Below are 20,079 nucleotides of genomic sequence, written 5' to 3' on the forward strand. Positions count from 1 at the left end.
TGCCGGGATTTTTCCCCGGGATTGACGGCAACTCTACTCTGTGCTAGTCCGCGTTTCTCCCCCAGGTTTGCTTGTGATTGTCATCACAGTTTTTGTCATACTTCGCCGATGCCCAATCCTCGGGCCTCCTGGGTAGCGCGCTCGGCGGCAGACGCCTGCGTATACCTGTCAAGCATCGATCGGGTAGACCATCCGGCCACCGTCATAAGGCCCTGCTCGCTCCCGCCCCCTCGAAGCCACGCGGTCGCGGCCGTTGAGCGCATGAGATGGAGGTGGAACCCTTCGATCCCAGCCTGAGCGGCGCGACCCTTGAGCGCAATGTTCAAGCCGTGATAGGCAAACCCCCGCCCGCCGCCGCCCAACCAGAGCGCACCGCTATCCGCTAGTCGATGCCCGCGGCGCAACCGTAGGTACCGGTCGATGGCAGCCGCGCACTTCGGGCCGAACTGCACCACCCTCCCCTTGCCTCCCTTGCCCTTGCGGATTACTGCGAGCCCGTTGACGAGGTCGACGTCAGACACTTGCATCGCGATCAGTTCGCCGGCCCGTACAGCGGTCGCCATCATCATCCGCACGATTGCCTCGTCGCGGCGATCGAGGAAGTCCTTACCCTGGCATGCCTTGACGAGGGCGGCGTATTCGTCATCGGAGAGCGCCCGGGTGACCTTCGAATCGAGTTTCGGGGGCTTCATGTCGGCCAGCGGGTTATTGGGGATCTCGCCCTCGTCGGCAAGCCACGCGGCGAAACGCCGCAGCGCCGCATAGCGGGTGCGGGCGGTCGCTGCCTGTGCGCCGCCATCCACCAGCGAGACGAGGAACGTCTGCACGGTGACCTTATCCAGGACTGCATCAGTCCCGGTCTCGTCACACCATTTCAGAAACACGCGGACACTCCACGTGTAGCCGCTCACTGTCGAAGCACTCTTGCGCTCGGCCTTCAGGTGTAGCTGCCATGACGGCAGCAGATCAGCCAGCAACGAGTCCGCCATCAGCACAGCGTAGCGGTTACTTAGACTTGCAACTCTGTGCTATCTGTTATCTTTGACTCAAGCCAGTAAAACTACTGTTCAGAACGGTTTACCGAGAGAGTAGTCGTTCAACATATTTCGCGATGACGTCGACTTCGAGATTCACCGGGGTGCCCACTGCCGCTCTGCCGAGCGTGGTCAATGCCAACGTGGTGGGGATGAGCGACACCTCGAACCAGTCCCCCGCGAGACCCGACACCGTCAGCGAGATTCCGTCGACCGTGATGGAACCCTTCTCCACCACATACCGGGACAGTTCGGACGGCAGTGCGATGCGCACCACCTCCCAATGTTGCGACGGCGACCGCGAGATCACCCGGCCGGTGCCGTCGACATGGCCCTGCACGATATGGCCACCGAGGCGGCTGTTGACGGCGGCGGCCCGCTCCAGGTTCACCCGACTCCCCACACCGATGGCGCCCAGGCTCGACCGGTTGAGGGTCTCGGCCATCACATCGGCGGTGAACGCGCCGTCGGGCCGCACCTCCACCACCGTCAGGCACACCCCGTTGACGGCGATCGAGTCACCGTGACCGGCGTCGGAGGTCACCACCGGCCCTTTGATGACCAGACGAGCCGAATCGGTGAGATTGTCGATATCGATGATCTCGCCGAGTTCCTCGACGATTCCGGTGAACATGGTTACCAGGTTAGTGGGATGTGATCGGTGTAGAACCAGGCCATCCCGGCCGCACCTATACGATGCTGGTTATGCAGACGCGCCAACGCCGTGCCAGCCATTTCCGTTTCCTGATCCCCTTCCTGGCCGTATTCCTGGCCGCGCTGGGACTCGTCGGGTGCTCGTCCTCACCGAAGGCCAACAACGCGCCACTCCCCGACGCCACGACGCTGCTGAAGCAGTCCGCCGACACCACCCGCGCCCAGACGAGCGCGCACGTGGTGCTGACGACGACCGGGGACATCAAGTCGCTCCCGATCACGATCCTCACCGGTGACATGACCCTCAAGCCCGCGGTCGCCGCGCAGGGCAAGGCCGACATCATGTTCCTCGGCCAGAAGCTGTCCGACGTCAAGTTCGTGGTGTCCGACGGAAACCTGTACGGGGCCATCACCGCCGGTGGCGCGATGGAGAACTTCGGGCCCGCCGCCGACATCTACGACATCTCGACGATCCTGAGCCCGGAGAACGGGCTGGCCAACATCCTGAGCAGCTTCACCGATGCCAAGGCCGAGGGCCGCGAGTCGGTCAACGGCGCCGACGCCGTGAAGATCACCGGGACCGTGCCCGCGGACGCCATGAACAAGATCGCTCCGGCACTGAAGGTCACCGGACCGATCCCCGGCACCGCCTGGATCCGCGAGGACGGCGACCACCAGCTGCAGCAGGTCAAGTTCGACATCGCCGAGGGCAAGAGCATTCAGATGACGCTGTCGGACTGGGGTAAGACCGTCACCGTCGACAAACCCGCCGCCTGATGCCGGCCCGCACCAACCGCAGCCTCGCGATCGGCGCGGGCGGCCTGGCGGTTCTGCTCGGAGCGCTCGACACCTACGTCGTCATCGCGGTGATCCGCGACATCATGGCGGCCCCACCCGCGGGTATCGGCATCCCGCTGAACCAGATTCAGCAGGTCACCCCGATCATCACCGGGTACCTGCTGGGCTATATCGCCGCGATGCCGCTGTTGGGCCGGGCCTCGGACCGGTTCGGCCGCAAGCTGCTGCTACAGGCCAGTCTGATCGGCTTCGCCGTCGGGTCGGTGGTGACCGCGCTGTCCACCGACCTGACCATGCTGGTCATCGGCCGTGTCATCCAGGGCACCGCCAGCGGCGCGCTGTTGCCGGTGACCCTCGCCCTGGCCGCCGATCTGTGGTCGGCCCGTAACCGGGCCACCGTGCTCGGCGGAATCGGCGCCGCCCAGGAACTGGGCAGCGTGCTCGGACCGCTCTACGGCCTGGCCGTGGTGTGGGCGCTGAGCACGTGGCGCGACGTGTTCTGGATCAACGTGCCGCTGGTCCTCATCGCAATGGTGCTGATCCAGTTCAGCCTGCCGTCGCGGGACCGCAGCAAAGAGCCCGAGAAGATCGACGTGGTCGGCGGCGTGCTGCTGGCCGTCGCGCTGGGTCTCGCCGTCGTCGGCATGTACAACCAGTCCCCCGACGGCAAGCAGGTGCTGCCCAGCTACGGGCCGCCCGTCCTGATCGCCGCCCTGGTGGTGGCCGTCGGCTTCTTCGTCTGGGAGAAGTTCGCCAAGACCCGGCTGATCGAACCGGCGGGAGTGCACTTCCGCCCATTCCTGGCCGCCCTCGGCGCCTCGTTGTGCGCCGGCGCCGCCCTGATGGTCACGCTGGTCAACGTCGAACTGTTCGGCCAGGGTGTGCTGGGCAAGAGCCAGGACGAAGCGGTGTTCCTGCTGCTGTGGTTCCTCGGCGCCCTGCCCATCGGCGCCCTGATAGGCGGCTGGGTGGCCACCCGGATCGGCGACCGCTCGGTGGCGTTCGTCGGTCTGCTGATCGCCGCGTTCGCCTATTGGCTGGTGTCACACTGGGACACCAATGTGCTGTCCGCACATCACGATCTGGGCTTCGTCGCGCTCCCGACATTCGGCACCGACCTGGCCATCGCCGGCCTCGGACTGGGCCTGGTGATCGGTCCACTGACCTCGGCAACCCTGCGCGTGGTGCCCGCCGCCGAACACGGGATCGCCTCGGCTGCAGTGGTTGTCGCCCGGATGATCGGCATGCTCATCGGCATCGCCGCGCTGAGCGCCTGGGGCCTCTACAAGTTCAACCAGTATCTGCAGGAGCGACTGGCCGCGTTGCCCGCGCCGAAGGCCGACACGCCCGGCGGCATCCTCATCGCGCAGGGCGCGCGCCTGGGACAGGCGACCAAAGAGGCCTACACCATGCAGTACGCCAGCATTTTCCTGATCACCGCGGTGGTGTGTGTGGTGGGTGCGGCGTTCGCACTGTTCGTCAGTGGCCGCAACGAGCATGCCGATCAGGACGAAACCGATTCGGAAGCAAGCGAACCCGTGGCCGACACGCCGCGGCACGCCAAGTAGGTCAGCAGCGCTCGACGCCGCGCCGCATGGCCTTGGGCTCGCGGCGCGGCGGTGCTGCCGGCGTGGTGGCACGGAGCGCGCCCGAAACGAATGACCGCACGGTGCGCTGGGCCAGCGGGGCGATACCGAGCCAGTCCTGCAGGGCAGTCATGGTCTCCGTCCTTGTTCACGCTGCGTGTCTCGGCGATGACAGTGCTTTGCCAAAATTGTACCGGCGTGCCGATTTTCACGGGGGCCCCGACCGGGCAACTGTGCCGTCGCTCACAAGGGGAACGTCAGGAAACCTGGGGAACCAGGCTCAGTCGTACGTCGGGGCCGATCGTGTCGACGCCGTCGAACCGCCAGCGCTGGGCCCCCGCAATACTGAGCACGCCGACATCGTCGACGGCGGTGATCGGTCCACCCAGCAGGATCGGCGCCACATAGGCCAGGATCCGGTCGATCACCCCGGCCCGCAGGAACGCCCCGGCCAGCGTCGGTCCGCCCTCCACCAGCACCGCGGTCCGGTCCGATAGCGCCCGCATGACCTCGTGGGGATCACGGGTCCGGATCACCATCGTGCGCGAATCATCGTTGAGCACATTGGATTCCGGTGAGATCTCACGCTCGCCGACCACCACGCGCAGCGGCTGGTTCTCGGCCAGGGTGCCGTCGGGCAGCCGTGCGGTGAGGGTCGGATCGTCGATGTACACGGTGCCGGTGCCCACCACGACGGCATCCACCGCCGCGCGGTGCCGGTGCACATCCAGTCGCGCAGCAGCACTGGTGATCCATTGGCTGCTGCCGTCGGCCGCCGCACTGCGCCCGTCCACGCTCGTCGCGAATTTCCATGTGACGTGCGGCATTCCGGTGCGCTGCTTGTGCAGCCACTCACGCAGCGGGCCGGCGGCGACCTCGGCCTCGAGCACACCGCCGACGACCTCGACACCGGCCGCACCGAGGCGCTGGGCACCACCGGCCGCCTCGGGGTTGGGATCGCCGACCGCATAGACCACCCGGGCCACACCGGAGGCCAGCAGGGCGTCCACACACGGCGGGGTTCGCCCGTGGTGGTTGCACGGCTCGAGGGTGACCACCGCGGTACCGCCGCGGGCGCGCTCCCCCGCCCCCCGCAGCGCCACCACCTCCGCGTGCGCACCGCCTGGCGGTTCGGTGGCACCGATACCGGCCACCTGCCCGTCGGCGTCCAGGATCACCGCGCCCACAGGAGGATTCGGGTACGTGGTCCCCTTCACCTGCTCGGAGCACTCGATGGCCTGGCGCATGGCGGCCTCGAACGTCATAGGGTCAGATGGCCCGACGCCGCTGCCGCCTGGGCGCGCAACCGCCGCACCGCCTCCGCGGGATCGTCGGCGTTGTACACCGCCGAACCGGCCACGAAACAGTCCACACCCGCCTCGGCGGCGGCCTCGATGGTGTCGGCGTTGATCCCGCCGTCGATCTCCACCACGATCCGCAGCTCCCCGGCATCCACGAGACGGCGCACAATGCCGACCTTGGCCAGTACCTCGGGGATGAAGCTCTGTCCACCGAAGCCCGGCTCGACCGACATCACCAGCAGCGTGTCGAAATCGCGCAGGATCTCCAGATAGGGGTCGATCGGGGTGCCCGGCTTCACGCTCAGTCCGGCCTTGGCGCCCGCCGCGCGGATATCCCGGGCCACCGCCACCGGATTGTCGGTCGCCTCGGCGTGGAAGGTGACGTTGTAGGCACCCGCCTCGGCGTAGGGCGGGGCCCAGCGCTCGGGGTTCTCGATCATCAGATGGCAGTCCATCGGGATATCGGTCACCTTGAGCAGGCTCTCCACCACCGGAAGGCCCAGCGTCAGGTTCGGGACGAAATGGTTGTCCATCACATCGACGTGCAGCCAGTCCGCCCCGGCCACCGCGGCGACTTCGTCGGCCAGCCGGGCGAAATCGGCGGACAGAATGGACGGCGCGATGAGCGGGGCTGGGGCGAGCGAAGCGACGGGAGAGGGGCCTGCCATGCCGGTTAGCGTACTGGTCAGGCTTCGTTCACCCGCAAGGCAGCCGCGAACATCGCGTCGGTGCCGTGCCGGTGCGGCCACAGCTGTACGTACGGCCCGTCGCCGAGGCGGTCCACCCCTTCGAACAGTTCGCGGGTGTCCAGCGCCTGCACGGGCCGGCGGCGCAGTGCGTCGGCGACCACGCCCACTGTTTCGGCCAGGTGCGGTGAGCAGGTGGCGTACAGCACCACCCCGCCCGGACGGGTCAAGGTGATCGCCGCGGCCAGCAGTTCCTTCTGCAGTTTGCCCAACGCAGGCACATCCCCGGGTTGACGGCGCCACCGCGCCTCGGGCCGGCGCCGCAGTGCACCCAGCCCGGTGCACGGTGCGTCCACCAGCACGCGGTCGAAGCTGCCCGGTTCCAGCCCGGATTCGCGACCGTCGACGCGCAGCACGCGCACGCCCAGGCCGACGGTGTTGTGCTCGACCAGCTCGGCCCGGTGCGGCGTGGGTTCGACCGCCGTCACCGTGGCATGGTCGCCCGCGAGTGCCGCGAGCAGTGCCGTCTTACCGCCGGGCCCGGAACACAGATCCAGCCAGCGGCCGCCGTCCTCGCCCTCCAGCGGGGCCAGGGTCAGCGCGCGGGCCACCAGCTGTGAGCCCTCGTCCTGGACCTGGGCGGCGCGGTCGCGCAGCGCCGTCAGCTCACCTGGGTCGCCGCCGGTCAGATACACCGCGTACGGCGAGTACCGGCCCACGGTGCCGTCCACCTGAGCCGCCAACTCGGCGGCGGTGAGTACCCCGGGCCGGGCCGCCAGGTGCACGACGGGTCGCGCATCGTCACTGGCCAGCAGCTCGTCCAATTCCCCGGCGTCGGCGCCGAGCGCATCGACGAACGCCTGGGCCACCCAGCGGGGATGGGCATGCACCAGGGCGGCGTGGCCCACCGGATCCGACGCCGCCGGCGGGGCGATCTCGGCCAACCAGGACTGCTCATCGCGTTCGGAGATGGTGCGCAGCACACCGTTGACGAAACCGGCTCGCGCCGTGTCGAATTCGATGCCGGCCTGATCGACGGTGGTGTCCAGCGCAGCATGCGCGTCAACCCGGGTGCGCAGCAGCTGATAGGTACCCAGGCGCAGCAGATCCAGCAGCACCGGGTCGATCTGGTCGACCGGCCGGCCCGCCGCGGCGGCGATCACGGCGTCGAGCAGACCGCGGGTCCGGCACGTGCCGTAGGTGAGTTCGGTGGCGAACGCCGCGTCCCGGCCGGAAAGCCCGCGCTCACGCAGCAGGGCCGGCAGGGCGAGGTTGGCATACGCGTCGCGCTCGCTGACCGCGCGCAGCACATCGAAGGCAGCCCGCCGGGCCGGGTCCAGCGGCTTGCGCGGCGGCCCCTTGCGTTGCTTGGGCTTGTTCTGGTCGTGGTACCGGCTCATTGTGCGCGCGTCTCCTCGTCGAGCCGGGCACCGCGTGCCCAGTCCGCAGCCTTCATCGGTTTCTTTCCGGGCGGCTGAATCCAGCTGAGCCGCAACGCCTGTGATCCGCTGCCAACCCACACATCGCGGCGGCCCACCTCGAACTGTCCGGGGGCCAGGGGCTCGCCCTGTCGGTCCTGGTCCACGGTCACCGGCCCGACCTTGAGGCGGGTGTCACCGATCGTGGTCCAGGCGCCTGGGTTGGGTGTCACGGCGCGGATCCGGCGGTCCACGACGTGGGCCGGCAGCTCCCAGCGCACCCGGGCCTCTTCGACGGTGATCTTGGGCGCCACGGTGATTCCGTCAGCCGGCTGCGGCTTGGGCACCAGCGTGGCGTCGGCGATCCCGTCCATGGTGGCTTCCAGCAGACCGGCGCCGGAGACGGCGAGACGGTCGAGCAGGTCGCCCGCCGTATCGGTCGGCCGGATGGTTTCGGTCACCACCCCGTACACGGGTCCGGAATCCAGTGCCGGTTCGATCAGGAACGTGGTCGCCCCGGTCACCGTGTCGCCGGCGGCGATCGCGGCCTGCACCGGCGCCGCGCCGCGCCAGGCCGGCAGCAGGGAGAAGTGCAGATTGATCCAGCCGTGGGTGGGCACCGCGAGCAGTTCGTCGCGCAGCAGGGCACCGTAGGCCACGACCGCACACGCCTCCGGCCCGAATTCGGCCAGCTCCGATACGAATTCACCGCTGTTGGGCTTGGCCGGTTTGAGGACGGGAATACCGTGTTCGGCCGCCAGCTGCGCCACCGGCGACGGCGCCGGGGTGCCGCGCCGTCCGGCCGCGGCGTCCGGGCGGGTGAGCACGGCGACCACCTGGTGACGAGGTGAGTCGATGAGCTTCCGCAGCGACGGTAGCGCGGGTTCCGGAGTACCGGCGAAGACGAGACGCACCGAGACAGTCTAGGGCCCGCTAGCGCGGCGCCTGATAGAACTCCCGCTCGCTCACCCCGGCCAGCGGCGCGACGAACATCCACGGCATGGTGGCGATCAGCCGATTCACGGTGGCCACCGCATCGTTGTAGTACTGCCGGGCGAAGGCCAGCTTGTTCTCGGTGTCGGTGAGATTGCGCTGCAGATCCAGGAAGTTGCTCGACGAGTTGAGCTGCGGGTAGCTCTGCCCCAGCGCAAGCACCTGACCGACCGCATCGTCCAGGTGCCGCTCGGCGGCGCTGCGCTGGGTCACCGACGTTCCGGTGGTGGCCGCGGTCAGTTCGGCGCGCGCATCCGTCACGTGGTCGAGGATCGCCTTCTCATGGGCGGCGAACGACCCGACGGTGTGCACCAGGCTGGGGATCAGGGCGGCCCGCCGGGTCAACTCGACATCGATACCGGACAGTGCCTCGGCCACCCGGATATCCGCGCCGCGCAACTTGTTGTAACCCGCCACGAATCCGATCAGCACCGCCACCGCGAGCAGCAGCACCAAGATCAGCAGGAATCTCACCATGTTTTCCTCACCACGAACCTCCGCCACCGCCGCCGCCACCGCCGCCGCCACCCCCGCTGGAGCTGCTGCTACTGCTGCCACTCGAGGAGGACGATGACTGCGATGCGGTGTATGCACCGATCGACGAGGACAACGCCGATTCGAAACTGTCGAAATTCGGTCCCGACGAGCCGGAGAATGATGCCGAGTCACGCGACGAATCCGAGGACGAGTGATACCAATCCGGCTGCGGGGCAACCACTCCCGTCGCCGTCTGATACTTCTGCGCCCACAGCGCCGCGACTCCGGCGGCCACCGCGAACGGCACATAGGCGGTGTAGAGGTCCTTGCGGGCCGCGAAGTCGAAACGCGTCTCGGCCGAGTCCGTGGCCAGCAAGCGGTGAAAACCACCGGCCTGCGACCACAGTTGACGCCCGGCCTCGGTGCGCCGGCTGCCGACACCGGCGGCCCACGAACGCACCGACAGCAGGAAGAACACCACGAACGGCAACGCCCACAGCGTGATCGGGAAACCCCACCGGAAGAAACCGCACACCATCAGGATCGCCGCGACCGCGTTGGCCGCGCGCACCCACAGTTCCTTCCGGCGTTTGACCACCAGACCGTCGTCGGTCGCCCATTCGCGGACAGCCTCGGTCATATCGGTCTTGGCCTTGCTGAGCTTCTTACCCGCCGTGGCCGTCTTCTTGGCCTGGAACTCGGTGCCCTGCCCGATGACTTTGAGCGCCGAACCGACCGCCACGCTCACCTGGTCCACGTCCGCCCAGTCGGCGGGTTTGGCGATACCGGTCACGTTCCACTGCTTCTGGTTGACCTGGCGCAGATCCACCAGCTTGCGCTCGGCCAGATAGAACAGCGTCGCCGTCAGACCGTCTTTCGGGACGGCCTCGGTGCGGATGTATTCGCACTGCACCGGCCCCAGGCCGGGCGGGGGCGCGTACTGCAGCGGAAATCCCGGCGCGGGCTCCACCGTGGTGCGGTGGGCCCACACCGCGGCCGCACCGGCGAGCACCGCCAACCCGATCAGCACGACCACGCGGACCGGCGACTGCCCGAGCACCCGGTCGTACTGGTAGGGCCACAGCAGTTCGGTGCGCGCCGGGGTGGGCATGTCGATACCGGCACGCAGGGTGACCGGGGTGCGGGGCTGCAATCCGGTGGCCCGCAGCGTGACCGTGTCACCGCGCACCGTCAGATCGGTGCACTCGCGCCCGGTGCCGTAACCCACCGAGCACTGGGCACCGACGACCTTCGCCGGCAGCGTCACCGTGATGTTCACCCGGTGGATGATGTTGTTCCAGGACGGCGCGATCACGTTCCAGTAGAAGGCGGTCTCGGCCGGCGGCCGGCCGGTCGTCGACGCGAAATGCTTGTCCGCGCCCACCTTTCCCGGGTCCAGTACCCCGTCGATGTGGTAGCGGATCTCGAAGACATGCCTGCCCCAGTCCAGGGTGACGTCCGGCGAGCCGATCTTGGCCACCCGGAACCGCTCGCCGTCCTCCCACAGCATCCGGTACGGCGCGGGCTCGCCGTCCATCAGGATCGACTCGATCTGCGGCACCTGGCGTACCCGGGGGCTGTTGGGGTTGGCGACGTCCCAGTAGCGGAAGATGCCATGCCGGCCACTGGGGAACTCGCCGGTGATGGTCTCCACCGCTTCGAGCCGGCCGGCAGCATCCACCGTGTAAGAGGCGGTGTAGTCGGCGATCTCCACCGGGTCGTCGACAGTGCTCGCGGAGCCAGCGCCGCCGCTGAAGATCACCGGCCACAGGAAGCCAAACATGATGAGCACCAACAGGATCGACCATCGGAACAGTCGCCCCATACCCACCTCCTGTGCATTGGCTGTGCCCTACCCTATGTGCAAAGGGTCGATTTGCACACGTACCGGCTGCTGATCGTGGCGGGCGGACATCGTGTTGATCGCCTTGCGCAGGGCGGCGGCGAGTTCCAGGCCGGTGTCACGGGGCACCCGCACCAGCATCCGGCTGATCGGACTGTCCACCGCGACACCGGGCGGCCGACGGGCGCCCGGCGGCAGGTCCACCGGTCCGAGCGGTTCGGCGCCGGCGGGCAGCGTGGTGGCGTCCAGCAGGGCGGCGACGGCGTCGGGGGTCCCGTCGAGCACCGCGAGGTGCACGGCCGGCGGCAGCCCCACCTCGGTGCGGGCCTCGAGCTCGGTTTCGGCATGGCCCAAGGGATCCCAGCGGATCAGTGATTGCACAGTGGGAATCACCGACTCGGCGATGACGGCCACCATGCCGCCGTCGGCGCGGCTGCGCACCAGGGCGGACGCGGCCATCCAGCGGCGCAGGGCGTCCTCGGCCGCGCGCAGATCCTGGCGGCCCAGCAGCGCCCAGCCGTCCAGCAGCAGCGCGGCCCCGTAACCACCCGGGGCGATGGGCTCGGCACCCGGTGTGGCGACGACGACGGCCGGGCCCTCGCGCACCGTGGACAGCACCGAATCGCCACCTGAGGTGACGACCACCGACCCGGGCAACGCACGGCCCAGTTCCTCGGCGGTGCGGCGAGCCCCGACCACGACGGCGCGCACCGCATCCGATCCGCAACTGACGCACCGCAGCGACAGTTCGGTGCGGGCACACCAGCGACACACCGCACCGTGGGCGTCGCGGTCGGGCAGTGACATCGGCCCGGTGCAGTGCCGGCAGCGGGCCACGGTGCGGCACCGGGCGCACGCGAGTGCCGGGATGTACCCGCGGCGCGGCACCTGCACCAGTACCGGATGCCCGGCCGCAAGCGCCGTGCGGGCCGCCCGCAGTGCCATCGACGGGACCCGCGCGGTGCGCGCCGCGGGGTCGCGCTCCTGGTCGAATGCACTGTCGTCGACCGCGACCACCCGCGGGGCCCGGGCCCGCACCACCGCCCGGGTGGCCACCAGGTCATGGGCCCAGCGGCTGCGTACCAGGGCGTGCGCCTCGGCCGTTCTGGCGTAACCGCCGAGCAGTGCCGCGCAGCGCAGTTGATGGGCGCGCAGCATGGCGACCTCACGGGCATGCGGGTACGGGGCCCGCGGTTCGGACAGGGTGTCGTCACCGTCGTCCCAGATGGCCACCAGGCCGAGGTCGGCGACCGGGGCGAACACCGCACTGCGGGTGCCGATCACCAGCCGGGCCTGACCGCGCAGCACCGAAAGCCAGCGACGGTACCGTTGCGACGGGCCGAGCCCCGCGGACAGCGCGACCACCTCGGGTTCTGCCAGCAGTTCGAGGGCAGCGGTGTGCACCGCGTCGACATCGCGCTGATCCGGTACCACGATGAGCGCACCGCGCCCGCCCTGCACAGCCGCCGCGGCCGCCTCGGCGAGCCGCTGCGCCCACTTCTCCCCCGGCAGCGCCTGCCACACCGCACGCGCGGCGCGGCCCTCCCGGATCGCGGCCAGGAACTGGCCGCCGCGCCCGTACGCCTCCCAGGCGGATTCGTCGATGACCCGCTCGGCCAACGGCGGCAGCTCGGCGGTCACCTGCTTCTCGGCCCGGGCGTGCCGCGGCGGCACGGCCAGCCGCAGCACATCGGCCCGGGTGCCCGCGTAGCGGGCGGCCACCGCGTCGACCAGCCGCCGCACCTCAGGGGTCAGCACAGGTTCGGCCGAGACCACCCGGTCCAGCCAACCGAGTTTCCCGGAATGATCGGTGTCGGAACGTCTTTCGAGAACGAAGGCGTCCACCAGCCGACCATGGAAACGGACCCGGACCCGGACCCCGGGCTGGGCGTCATCGGACTGGTCGGCGGACACCAGATAGTCGAATTCGCGATCCAGGTGCGGTACCGACAGCATCGGCAGCACCCGGGCGATCGGCTCGTGCTCGGCGGGTATCACCGCTCGCGGCCGAAGAAGAAGCCGGCGGTGATCAACAACAGCGACGCGCAGTAGGCCCACCAGATCGGCACCGCCAGTTTTTCGGACCCCAGCACGAACTTGCTGATGCCGATCATCCCGTCGGACACCGCGAAGCACACCGCCCCCAGCGCCGTCCACGGCGTCGGCAGCCGGGCCAGCAGCGCGGCACACACCATCGCGCCCAGCACACCGATATAGACCACCACGGGTACCGCCATCCCCTGCGCGAGCAGACTCGGCCAGAACCACACCAGCAGCGCCACGCATGCGACGAGCACCGCCGCGGCGGCCGCCAGGCGCGCCGGACTGCGCCGCGCCAAGGGGTACAACGCGGTCAGGAAGCACAGGTGGGCCAGCAGGAAGGCCGCCAGGCCCAGCACGAACGACGGCGGCCACCACGGCAGGGCCAACAGGAAGTCCCCGGCCGCGGAGAAGCCCAGCGCCGGCACCAGCCAGCGCCGCTCCCGGGCGACCGGGTGCCACAGTGCCGCCGCCGCGAGCAGCACGGCCGCACTGGCCTTGACCGCGGGTTGCAGCGCGAACTGCCCGGTCAGTTCGGCGCCGGCGGGGACCCGGGCCGCCACCGTCACCAGAAAGACGCCGTAGCCCGCACCCGCGACCAGCGCCAGCACCCACAGCAGCCGGGTCGCGCGCGCTGCGTACGGTGTTGCCATGCCTGAATCCGGTACCGACAGACCCGCCCTGGACGCCATTCTGGAAAAGGTACTGGAAGCGGTGCCGTTCCAATTGACCATGGACGGTGGTCCGGAGGCGGCCCGGGAACGGTTCCGCGCGTTGCCGCGCCGCCCGGTGCACCCGGACCTGCAGACCGAGGACCGCACCATCGCGGACGTGCCGGTCCGGATCTACTGGCCCGACACACCAGAGTCCGAGTCGCTCCGCTCCCGCCCGCCGGTGACCCTCTTCTTCCACGGCGGCGGCTGGGTGGTCGGCGACCTGGACAGCTATGACGGCACCGCACGCGAACACGCCGTCGCCACCGGCGCGGTGGTGGTGTCGGTGGACTACCGGCTGGCCCCCGAGCATCCGTATCCGGCCGCCGTCGACGATGTCTGGGCGGTGACGCAATGGGTGGCCGCCCACGCCGGTGAGCTCGGGGCCGATCCGGAACGCCTTGCCGTGGCCGGTGATTCGGCCGGCGGCAACCTGGCGGCCGTGGTGGCGCTGCTGGCCCGCGATGCCGGCATCCCGTTGCGGTTGCAGCTGCTGTGGTACCCGGCCACCACCTGGGACACCTCACTCCCCTCGTTCCGCGAGAACGCAAACGCCCCGATCCTGGGCCGGGGGGATATCGGCGGGTTCTCCCTGCTGTACGCCGGCGACACCGACCTGCGCAACCCACCGGCCACGCTGGTCCCGGCCCGCGCCGAATCCCTGACCGGGGTGGCACCCGCCTATATCGCGGTCGCGGGCTACGACCCGCTGCGCGACGACGGTGTGCGCTACGGCGAGTTGCTGGAGTCCGCGGGTGTGCCCGCCGAGGTCCACCTCGCCCAGACCCTGGTGCACGGTTACCTCGGCTATCACGGGGTGGTGCCGGCCGCGACCGACGCCGTCGACCGCGGGTTGGCCGCGCTGCGGGCCGCGTTAGCCTGACGTATGACGTCCACGACGAGGCCCGATGTCGATCCGAACCTGAAGGCCCTGCTCGATGCCGTGCCCCTGGAGTTCACCCAGGAGGACGGGGTGGAGCTGGCCCGCGAGCGACTGCGGGCGGTGAAACCGCCGTCGGCACTGCTCCCGCAGCTGCGGATCGAGGAACGCACCGTCGGATACGGGGAGCTCACCGATATCCCGGTGCGGATCTACTGGCCGCCGGTGGAGCAGCACGACGATCTGCCGGTGGTCGTGTACTACCACGGCGGCGGCTGGGCGATCGGCGACCTGGATACCCACGACCACGTGGCCAGGGCCCATGCGGTCGGTGCCGAGGCCATCGTCGTCTCGGTCGACTACCGGCTGGCACCGGAGCATCCGTTCCCGGCGGGTGTCGAGGATGCCTGGGCGGCGCTGCGGTGGGTGAGCGAGCATGCCGCCGAGCTGGGCGGCGACCCGGCGCGCATCGCGGTGGCCGGCGACTCCGCGGGTGGCAACTTCTCGGCCGTGATGGCGCTGCGGGCCCGCGACGCCGGCGGGCCGGCTCTGGTGTTCCAGCTGCTGTGGTACCCGGTCGCCGTCGGTGACCGCAACGCCCCGTCCTTCCATGAGAACGCCGACGCCTACATCCTCAACCAGGCGGTCAGCGACGCGTTCCTGAGTTGGTATCTGCCGGGGGTCGATCTCGACGATCCGGCCGCGCTGCCCACCGATGTGGCGCCGGCCAACGCCGCATCGCTGGCCGGCCTGGCACCGGCGTTCATCGGCACCGCCGGGCATGACCCGCTGCGCGACGACGGCGGCAGATACGCCGAACTGCTCACCGCCGCTGGGGTTCCCGTGCAGTACAGCAATGAACCGACGATGGTGCACGGGTACGTCAGCCTGGCGTTGGCCTCCCCCGCGGCGACCGAGGCCACCGAGCGCGGGCTCACCGCCCTGCGGGCGGCGCTGCACAGGTAGGCGGATCACCCGCGCCGCCCGACATCGACGGGGTCTTGTCCACCTCGGCAGACGGGTGGGGTACCGCTGAGTGATGTTCCTCGTGGATCCGATTGTTGACGATGTGCTCGACCAGAATGGGCACGAACGTCTGGATGCGGGCCTCGTCGAACTGGACGGCGGCATCCTCGCACCATTGCAGGATCTGGGCGTCGCGTGCGGGGTCGTTGCGGCCCTCGTGTTCGGCTAGTTTCTTCGCCACCTCGTGGACCGAGCGGGCATGTACTCCGCCCGCCGACGCGATATCCGCGGTCCGTCGGGGGATCTCGGCCAGCGACCGCTGCGCCTGGCCCTCGTCGGTGTCGGGATCGATGACGCGCAAAGTCAGGTGGTGGCCGTCCTCGCCGATCAGGATCAGCGTGGGCGGCTCGCTGCTGACGAACTCCAACAGCTCCACCGGGTGTGCGCCGTCGAGCGTGAGACTCGGCGGGGCGATCCAGCCATCGCGACGGTAACCCACCATGGCGATGTGCGGCATGGCGTCACTCACCGCGGCCATCAGGGCGGGAAGTTCGTCTGCCAATCGTTTCGACGTCGGCCACCACGCGCCGTCGATGTGCTCGGACGGAGCTCGTCTTCCCGTCAGCCGTAACCGAGACAAGGTGTCATTCATGTGCCCAGCATGCGTGAGCGGTTTCGCCGGGTCTATGGTCCAAAGTCCCTAATGCGGCCGTTCTCCCACACCCTTACCCGAACTACAGATGAACGGCAAACAACCTGTCCCTGAACATTTTTCGCCAATAGATAGCCCGCTTCCCGGGGACCCGGAATCAGCAAAGCGCAGGGCTCCGATACGTGACGCAGAACACCCGACATCGGGACTTTGGACCCTAGGTACGCCCCGCAGGCTCGGTCGATGATTAGGGCGTGGCCGCTGCCGACATCCATCGAATGTTGATCGAATCGGCGATGCCCACCTATGACGTCGTGATCGCCGAACACACGGTGGTCGAGGCGGATCCGGGAACCACCTTCACCGCCGTTCGGAAGTTGGACCTGCTCACCGTGCGCACGCCGCTGCTCACACTGTCGTTCTGGATTCGCGGGCTGCCCGCCCGATTGACGGGGCGCAGCCCTGCGCCCTTGCCCCGCTTGGTACTTGAGGACATGGCGCTACCGGGATGGACGGTGCTCGGCGTGCAGCCGGACCGCGAGTTTGCCTTCGGTGCGGTGGGAAGATTCTGGCAACCCGTCATCGAATGGCATCCGGTTGCCCCGGAGGAGTTCCGCAGCTTCGCCGAATCGGGTTGGGGGAAGATCGCGGCGAACCTGTCGGTGCGCCCGTACGGCGAGTCGGCCTCGTTGTTGAGTTACGAGTGCCGCACGTCGACCACCGACCCCGGCTCGCGCCGCCGATTCTTGCGGTACTGGTGGTTCATCCGGCCATTCGTGGCCCACATCCTGCGGGCCACGCTGCAGCAGATCAAGAATGACGCCGAAGCATGCCTACCGCCACACCCCGCACACGTACCAGGCAGCCGGTAGTGGCCACCATGGTCGGTGATGACCCCGTGCCGCAGACGCGGAGCGACGGCGAGAACGTCCGGCTGCAGTTGCTTGAGATCCGCGACGACGTGGACGCCCTGCTGCGACGATTACCGGAGGCCGAGTCGACATGGTCGCACTGGCTCGCGGACGTGGCGCCGCAGTACCAGTCCAGCGCTCGAAACATGGTGCATTACTGGGCGATACGGCAATGCGATCTGCGCGACCTGCAGGCCCGGCTGTCGGCGTTCGGACTGTCGTCGCTGGGCCGTAGCGAACCACATGTCGAGGCCACCCTGCACTTGGTCAGGGCGGCGATCTGCGCCACGCTCGACGACGTGTGGCATCAGCCGATCGTGGCTGGAGTGCCGGTCAACCAGGGCCCGGAACTGTTGCAGCAGCGAACGCGGGAGTTGCTCGGACCCGACCCAGCCGATCGCGCAACCCGCATCATGGTCACGCTGCCGCCGGCGGCGGCGACCGACGCCCCCCTGGTGCGCAGGTTGGTCGAGCAGGGCATGAATGTGGCACGCATCAACTGCGCGCACGACGAGGCGACGGCGTGGCGTGCCATGGCGCAGCACGTCGCTCAGGCGGCCGCGAGTACCGGCCGGACATGCATGATCGCCATGGACCTGGGTGGCCCCAAGTTGCGGACCGGCCCGCTTGAGCCGGGACCGCGGGTGGTGAAGCTGAAACCCCCCAAGAACGCCCTCGGTCAGGTCGTCGGCGTAGCGAGGGCATGGTTGACCGCAGCCGAATCCCCCACCGCACCAACGGAACCGGGCATGGTGTCACTACCGGTGAGCGAACAGTGGCTCACCCGCCGCCACGACGGGGACGTCGTGCATCTGATTGACACCCGCGGCGCCAAGCGCCGGATGGTGCTGAGCTCCGCGGGCCGATCGCCAAGCGCACCTGAGGGATTCGTCGCCACCTTCGAGCGGACCACCTACCTCGGCGCCGCGACGATGCTGCAGGTCGAGGGTGACCAGGATGCCGCGCCGCTGGCTGATATCCCCCCTATCGAGCAGAGCCTGGTCCTGCATCGCGGTGACATCCTCGAACTGACCAAGGATTGCTCGCCCGCGCCCGTCCTGGACGGCGGGGTTCCCCGGATCGGCTGCACCCTGCCCGAACTGTTCGACCGCGCGCGCGTCGGACACACGGTGCACCTCGACGACGGCCGGATACGGGGCACGATCGTCGGCGCCGGGCCTGCGGTACTGCGTCTGCATATCGAGCACGCCGCCGACGGCGGGTCGCGTCTGCGCGCCGGCAAGGGGGTGAACGTACCCGGCATCGAACTCGCAATCCCCGCACTGACCGACAAGGATGTCGCGGACCTGGCGGCCGTGGTGGAGCTGGCCGATCTGGTCGAGATGTCCTTCGTGCGTGAACCTTCCGATATCGCACGGCTACTCGATGAGCTGGCGCGCCTCGGTGGCCGATCACTGGGAGTGGTGCTCAAGGTCGAGACGCGCCAGGCGTTCGAGCACCTTCCGCAACTGCTGCTCACCCTCATGCGGCACCCACGCGTCGGAGTGATGATCGCGCGGGGCGATCTGGCCGTGGAGTGTGGCTACGAACGCCTCGCCGAATTGCAGGAGGAGATCATGTGGCTGTGCGAAGCGGCGCACCTGCCCGTGATCTGGGCGACCCAGGTACTCGAACAACTCGCCAGGACCGGCAATCCGTCACGAGCCGAGATCAGCGACGCCGCGATGAGCGAACGCGCGGAGTGCGTGATGTTGAACAAGGGACCGCACATCGAGGACGCCGTCGGCGTCCTCGACGACATCCTCAAACGCATGGCGGACCATCACTACAAGAAGACGGCCCTGTTGCCGTCCCTGCACTCGTGGCGGCCCGAGCGCTGTGACGGCTAGACGGAAGCCTGCAGTTCCTCGACCTTGTTGAGTTGCTCCCACGGCAGCTCGATATCGGTGCGGCCGAAGTGGCCGTACGCGGCGGTCGGTGCGTAGATGGGACGCAGCAGATCCAGGTCGCGGACGATGGCACCGGGCCGCAGGTCGAACACCGCGGTGATGGCCTTCTCGATCCGGGCCGGGTCGACGGTCTCGGACCCGAACGTCTCGACGAACAGACCGACCGGGGCCGCCTTGCCGATCGCATAGGCGACCTGCACCTCGACGCGCTCGGCGAGGCCGGCCGCGACGACGTTCTTGGCCACCCAGCGCATCGCGTACGCGGCCGAGCGGTCCACCTTCGACGGATCCTTGCCCGAGAACGCGCCACCGCCGTGACGGGCCCAGCCGCCGTAGGTGTCGACGATGATCTTGCGGCCGGTCAGGCCGGCGTCGCCCATCGGGCCGCCGAGCACGAACTTGCCGGTCGGGTTGACCAGCAGCCGGAAATCGGAGGTGTCCAGCGTGGCGTGATCGAGGTCTGCCAGCACGGTGTTGACGACCTTTTCCAGGATATCGGGGGCCAGGGTGCTGTCCAGGTCGATACCGGCGGCGTGCTGGGTGGACAGTACGACCGTGTCCAGTCGCACCGGGGTGGTGCCGTCGTACTGCACGGTGACCTGGGTCTTGCCGTCCGGGCGCAGGTAGTCCAGCACTCCGCTCTTGCGGACCTCGGTGAGCCGGCGGGCCAACCGGTGCGCCAGCGCGATGGGCAGCGGCATGAGCTCCGGGGTGTCCTTGATGGCGTAGCCGAACATCAGGCCCTGATCGCCGGCACCCTGCAGGTCCAACGGATCGCCGGCACCCTCGACGCGGGTCTCGTGTGCGGTGTCGACGCCCTGGGCGATATCGGGCGACTGGCGGCCGATACCGATGTTGACGCCGGCGGTCGCGCCGTCGAAGCCCTTCTCCGAGGAGTCGTAGCCGATCTCCAGGATGCGTTCGCGCACGATGTTGTTGATATCGGCGAACGCCTCTTTGGCCGAGGTGGTCACCTCACCGATGACATGCACCTGGCCGGTGGTGACGGCTGTCTCGACCGCCACGCGCGACTTGGGATCGACGGCCAGCAACGCGTCGAGGATCGAATCGCTGATGGCGTCACAGATCTTGTCGGGGTGTCCTTCGGTGACCGACTCGCTGGTAAACAGCCGACCTGCGCTCACAGTGTCATCCTCCAAGTAGTTAGGTAGTCGAATCGTATACACGCTCACTGGCAGCCAACCCGCACCCCCCGG

Annotated in this window: 19 protein-coding genes; 6 read left to right on the forward strand and 13 right to left on the reverse strand. The window is 68.8% G+C overall.

Annotated elements, in window-relative coordinates:
- Nucleotides 1–95: 95 nt before the first annotated feature.
- Both QN239_RS19320 and QN239_RS19325 read right to left on the reverse strand, forming a co-directional pair.
- Nucleotides 96–989 carry a tyrosine-type recombinase/integrase gene (locus tag QN239_RS19320; protein WP_499012767.1) on the reverse strand — a complete coding sequence of 298 codons (894 nt, stop codon included), beginning with the start codon at nucleotides 987–989 and terminating at the stop codon, nucleotides 96–98.
- Nucleotides 990–1,077: 88 nt separating this feature from the next.
- Nucleotides 1,078–1,668, reverse strand: a complete 591-nt coding sequence (locus tag QN239_RS19325) for a riboflavin synthase (RefSeq protein ID WP_499012769.1) — start codon at nucleotides 1,666–1,668, stop codon at nucleotides 1,078–1,080.
- A 71-nt stretch (nucleotides 1,669–1,739) separates the two neighbouring features.
- Between QN239_RS19325 and QN239_RS19330 the strand changes: the two genes are divergently transcribed.
- Both QN239_RS19330 and QN239_RS19335 read left to right on the forward strand, forming a co-directional pair.
- Nucleotides 1,740–2,465, forward strand: coding sequence for an LppX_LprAFG lipoprotein (locus QN239_RS19330; protein ID WP_187095362.1), 726 nt, complete (start codon nucleotides 1,740–1,742; stop codon nucleotides 2,463–2,465).
- Entirely contained in the window at nucleotides 2,465–4,054 is a 1,590-nt protein-coding gene (locus QN239_RS19335; RefSeq protein WP_499012771.1) for an MFS transporter, read from the forward strand. Before QN239_RS19330 ends, QN239_RS19335 begins: the two co-directional genes overlap by 1 nt.
- 1 nt (nucleotide 4,055) lies before the next feature.
- On the opposite strand, the gene QN239_RS19340 is transcribed toward QN239_RS19335, so the two are convergent.
- The 9 genes from QN239_RS19340 to QN239_RS19380 all read right to left on the reverse strand — a co-directional run bounded on the left by QN239_RS19340 (nucleotide 4,056) and on the right by QN239_RS19380 (nucleotide 13,483).
- A complete protein-coding gene (locus QN239_RS19340; RefSeq protein WP_170847259.1) occupies nucleotides 4,056–4,205 on the reverse strand; it encodes a hypothetical protein in 150 nt (49 codons plus the stop codon).
- A gap of 124 nt (nucleotides 4,206–4,329) precedes the next feature.
- Nucleotides 4,330–5,337, reverse strand: coding sequence for a bifunctional diaminohydroxyphosphoribosylaminopyrimidine deaminase/5-amino-6-(5-phosphoribosylamino)uracil reductase RibD (gene ribD, locus QN239_RS19345; protein WP_499012772.1), 1,008 nt, complete (start codon nucleotides 5,335–5,337; stop codon nucleotides 4,330–4,332).
- Nucleotides 5,334–6,041 (reverse strand): ribulose-phosphate 3-epimerase, encoded by a 708-nt coding sequence (gene rpe, locus QN239_RS19350; protein ID WP_090358087.1) that lies wholly within the window; start codon nucleotides 6,039–6,041, stop codon nucleotides 5,334–5,336. Before rpe ends, ribD begins: the two co-directional genes overlap by 4 nt.
- Before the next feature lie 17 nt (nucleotides 6,042–6,058).
- Nucleotides 6,059–7,501, reverse strand: coding sequence for an RsmB/NOP family class I SAM-dependent RNA methyltransferase (locus QN239_RS19355; RefSeq protein WP_499016865.1), 1,443 nt, complete (start codon nucleotides 7,499–7,501; stop codon nucleotides 6,059–6,061).
- Nucleotides 7,456–8,391 (reverse strand): methionyl-tRNA formyltransferase, encoded by a 936-nt coding sequence (gene fmt / locus QN239_RS19360; RefSeq protein WP_499012774.1) that lies wholly within the window; start codon nucleotides 8,389–8,391, stop codon nucleotides 7,456–7,458. Before fmt ends, QN239_RS19355 begins: the two co-directional genes overlap by 46 nt.
- A 19-nt stretch (nucleotides 8,392–8,410) precedes the next feature.
- On the reverse strand, nucleotides 8,411–8,947 hold the full coding sequence (locus QN239_RS19365) for a LemA family protein (RefSeq protein ID WP_499012775.1): 537 nt from the start codon (nucleotides 8,945–8,947) through the stop codon (nucleotides 8,411–8,413).
- Nucleotides 8,948–8,954: 7 nt separating this feature from the next.
- Nucleotides 8,955–10,772: a DUF2207 domain-containing protein gene (locus QN239_RS19370; protein WP_499012776.1), complete on the reverse strand. Its 1,818-nt coding sequence runs from the start codon at nucleotides 10,770–10,772 to the stop codon at nucleotides 8,955–8,957.
- A gap of 27 nt (nucleotides 10,773–10,799) precedes the next feature.
- Nucleotides 10,800–12,746 carry a primosomal protein N' gene (locus QN239_RS19375; RefSeq protein WP_499016867.1) on the reverse strand — a complete coding sequence of 649 codons (1,947 nt, stop codon included), beginning with the start codon at nucleotides 12,744–12,746 and terminating at the stop codon, nucleotides 10,800–10,802.
- 38 nt (nucleotides 12,747–12,784) lie between these two features.
- Nucleotides 12,785–13,483, reverse strand: a complete 699-nt coding sequence (locus QN239_RS19380) for a lysoplasmalogenase (protein WP_499012778.1) — start codon at nucleotides 13,481–13,483, stop codon at nucleotides 12,785–12,787.
- On the opposite strand from QN239_RS19380, the gene QN239_RS19385 reads away from it, so the two are divergent.
- Nucleotides 13,482–14,426 carry an alpha/beta hydrolase gene (locus QN239_RS19385; protein ID WP_499012780.1) on the forward strand — a complete coding sequence of 315 codons (945 nt, stop codon included), beginning with the start codon at nucleotides 13,482–13,484 and terminating at the stop codon, nucleotides 14,424–14,426. The genes QN239_RS19380 and QN239_RS19385 overlap by 2 nt on opposite strands.
- A 3-nt stretch (nucleotides 14,427–14,429) precedes the next feature.
- A complete protein-coding gene (locus QN239_RS19390; protein ID WP_499012782.1) occupies nucleotides 14,430–15,389 on the forward strand; it encodes an alpha/beta hydrolase in 960 nt (319 codons plus the stop codon).
- On the opposite strand, the gene QN239_RS19395 is transcribed toward QN239_RS19390, so the two are convergent.
- Nucleotides 15,358–16,041, reverse strand: a complete 684-nt coding sequence (locus QN239_RS19395; protein WP_499012783.1) for a DUF5994 family protein — start codon at nucleotides 16,039–16,041, stop codon at nucleotides 15,358–15,360. The two genes, QN239_RS19390 and QN239_RS19395, sit on opposite strands and share 32 nt — an antisense overlap.
- Nucleotides 16,042–16,295: 254 nt before the next feature.
- Here QN239_RS19395 and QN239_RS19400 point away from each other — a divergent pair, with 254 nt between their 5' ends.
- Complete coding sequence (locus QN239_RS19400) at nucleotides 16,296–16,913, forward strand: hypothetical protein (protein ID WP_499012784.1); 618 nt, start codon at nucleotides 16,296–16,298, stop codon at nucleotides 16,911–16,913.
- Nucleotides 16,914–16,921: 8 nt separating this feature from the next.
- A complete protein-coding gene (locus QN239_RS19405; RefSeq protein ID WP_499016868.1) occupies nucleotides 16,922–18,802 on the forward strand; it encodes a pyruvate kinase in 1,881 nt (626 codons plus the stop codon).
- On the opposite strand, the gene metK is transcribed toward QN239_RS19405, so the two are convergent.
- A complete protein-coding gene (gene metK / locus QN239_RS19410; RefSeq protein ID WP_499012786.1) occupies nucleotides 18,799–20,007 on the reverse strand; it encodes a methionine adenosyltransferase in 1,209 nt (402 codons plus the stop codon). The genes QN239_RS19405 and metK overlap by 4 nt on opposite strands.
- Between the last annotated feature and the right edge of the window lie 72 nt (nucleotides 20,008–20,079).

This window comes from Mycolicibacterium sp. Y3, from assembly GCF_051188035.1.
GTDB lineage: Bacteria > Actinomycetota > Actinomycetes > Mycobacteriales > Mycobacteriaceae > Mycobacterium > Mycobacterium fluoranthenivorans.

What these genes read in the sequence shown, in the direction of transcription:
- QN239_RS19405 (WP_499016868.1), top strand. Translation starts at nt 16,922, where the DNA reads ATGGTCGGTGATGACCCCGTGCCGCAGACGCGGAGCGACGGCGAGAAC.
- rpe (WP_090358087.1), bottom strand. Translation starts at nt 6,041, where the DNA reads ATGGCAGGCCCCTCTCCCGTCGCTTCGCTCGCCCCAGCCCCGCTCATC.
- QN239_RS19395 (WP_499012783.1), bottom strand. Translation starts at nt 16,041, where the DNA reads ATGAATGACACCTTGTCTCGGTTACGGCTGACGGGAAGACGAGCTCCG.
- QN239_RS19375 (WP_499016867.1), bottom strand. Translation starts at nt 12,746, where the DNA reads ATGCTGTCGGTACCGCACCTGGATCGCGAATTCGACTATCTGGTGTCC.
- QN239_RS19320 (WP_499012767.1), bottom strand. Translation starts at nt 989, where the DNA reads ATGGCGGACTCGTTGCTGGCTGATCTGCTGCCGTCATGGCAGCTACAC.
- QN239_RS19370 (WP_499012776.1), bottom strand. Translation starts at nt 10,772, where the DNA reads ATGGGGCGACTGTTCCGATGGTCGATCCTGTTGGTGCTCATCATGTTT.
- QN239_RS19335 (WP_499012771.1), top strand. Translation starts at nt 2,465, where the DNA reads ATGCCGGCCCGCACCAACCGCAGCCTCGCGATCGGCGCGGGCGGCCTG.
- QN239_RS19340 (WP_170847259.1), bottom strand. Translation starts at nt 4,205, where the DNA reads ATGACTGCCCTGCAGGACTGGCTCGGTATCGCCCCGCTGGCCCAGCGC.
- QN239_RS19330 (WP_187095362.1), top strand. Translation starts at nt 1,740, where the DNA reads ATGCAGACGCGCCAACGCCGTGCCAGCCATTTCCGTTTCCTGATCCCC.
- QN239_RS19390 (WP_499012782.1), top strand. Translation starts at nt 14,430, where the DNA reads ATGACGTCCACGACGAGGCCCGATGTCGATCCGAACCTGAAGGCCCTG.
- QN239_RS19380 (WP_499012778.1), bottom strand. Translation starts at nt 13,483, where the DNA reads ATGGCAACACCGTACGCAGCGCGCGCGACCCGGCTGCTGTGGGTGCTG.
- ribD (WP_499012772.1), bottom strand. Translation starts at nt 5,337, where the DNA reads ATGACGTTCGAGGCCGCCATGCGCCAGGCCATCGAGTGCTCCGAGCAG.
- QN239_RS19325 (WP_499012769.1), bottom strand. Translation starts at nt 1,668, where the DNA reads ATGTTCACCGGAATCGTCGAGGAACTCGGCGAGATCATCGATATCGAC.
- QN239_RS19365 (WP_499012775.1), bottom strand. Translation starts at nt 8,947, where the DNA reads ATGGTGAGATTCCTGCTGATCTTGGTGCTGCTGCTCGCGGTGGCGGTG.
- QN239_RS19385 (WP_499012780.1), top strand. Translation starts at nt 13,482, where the DNA reads ATGCCTGAATCCGGTACCGACAGACCCGCCCTGGACGCCATTCTGGAA.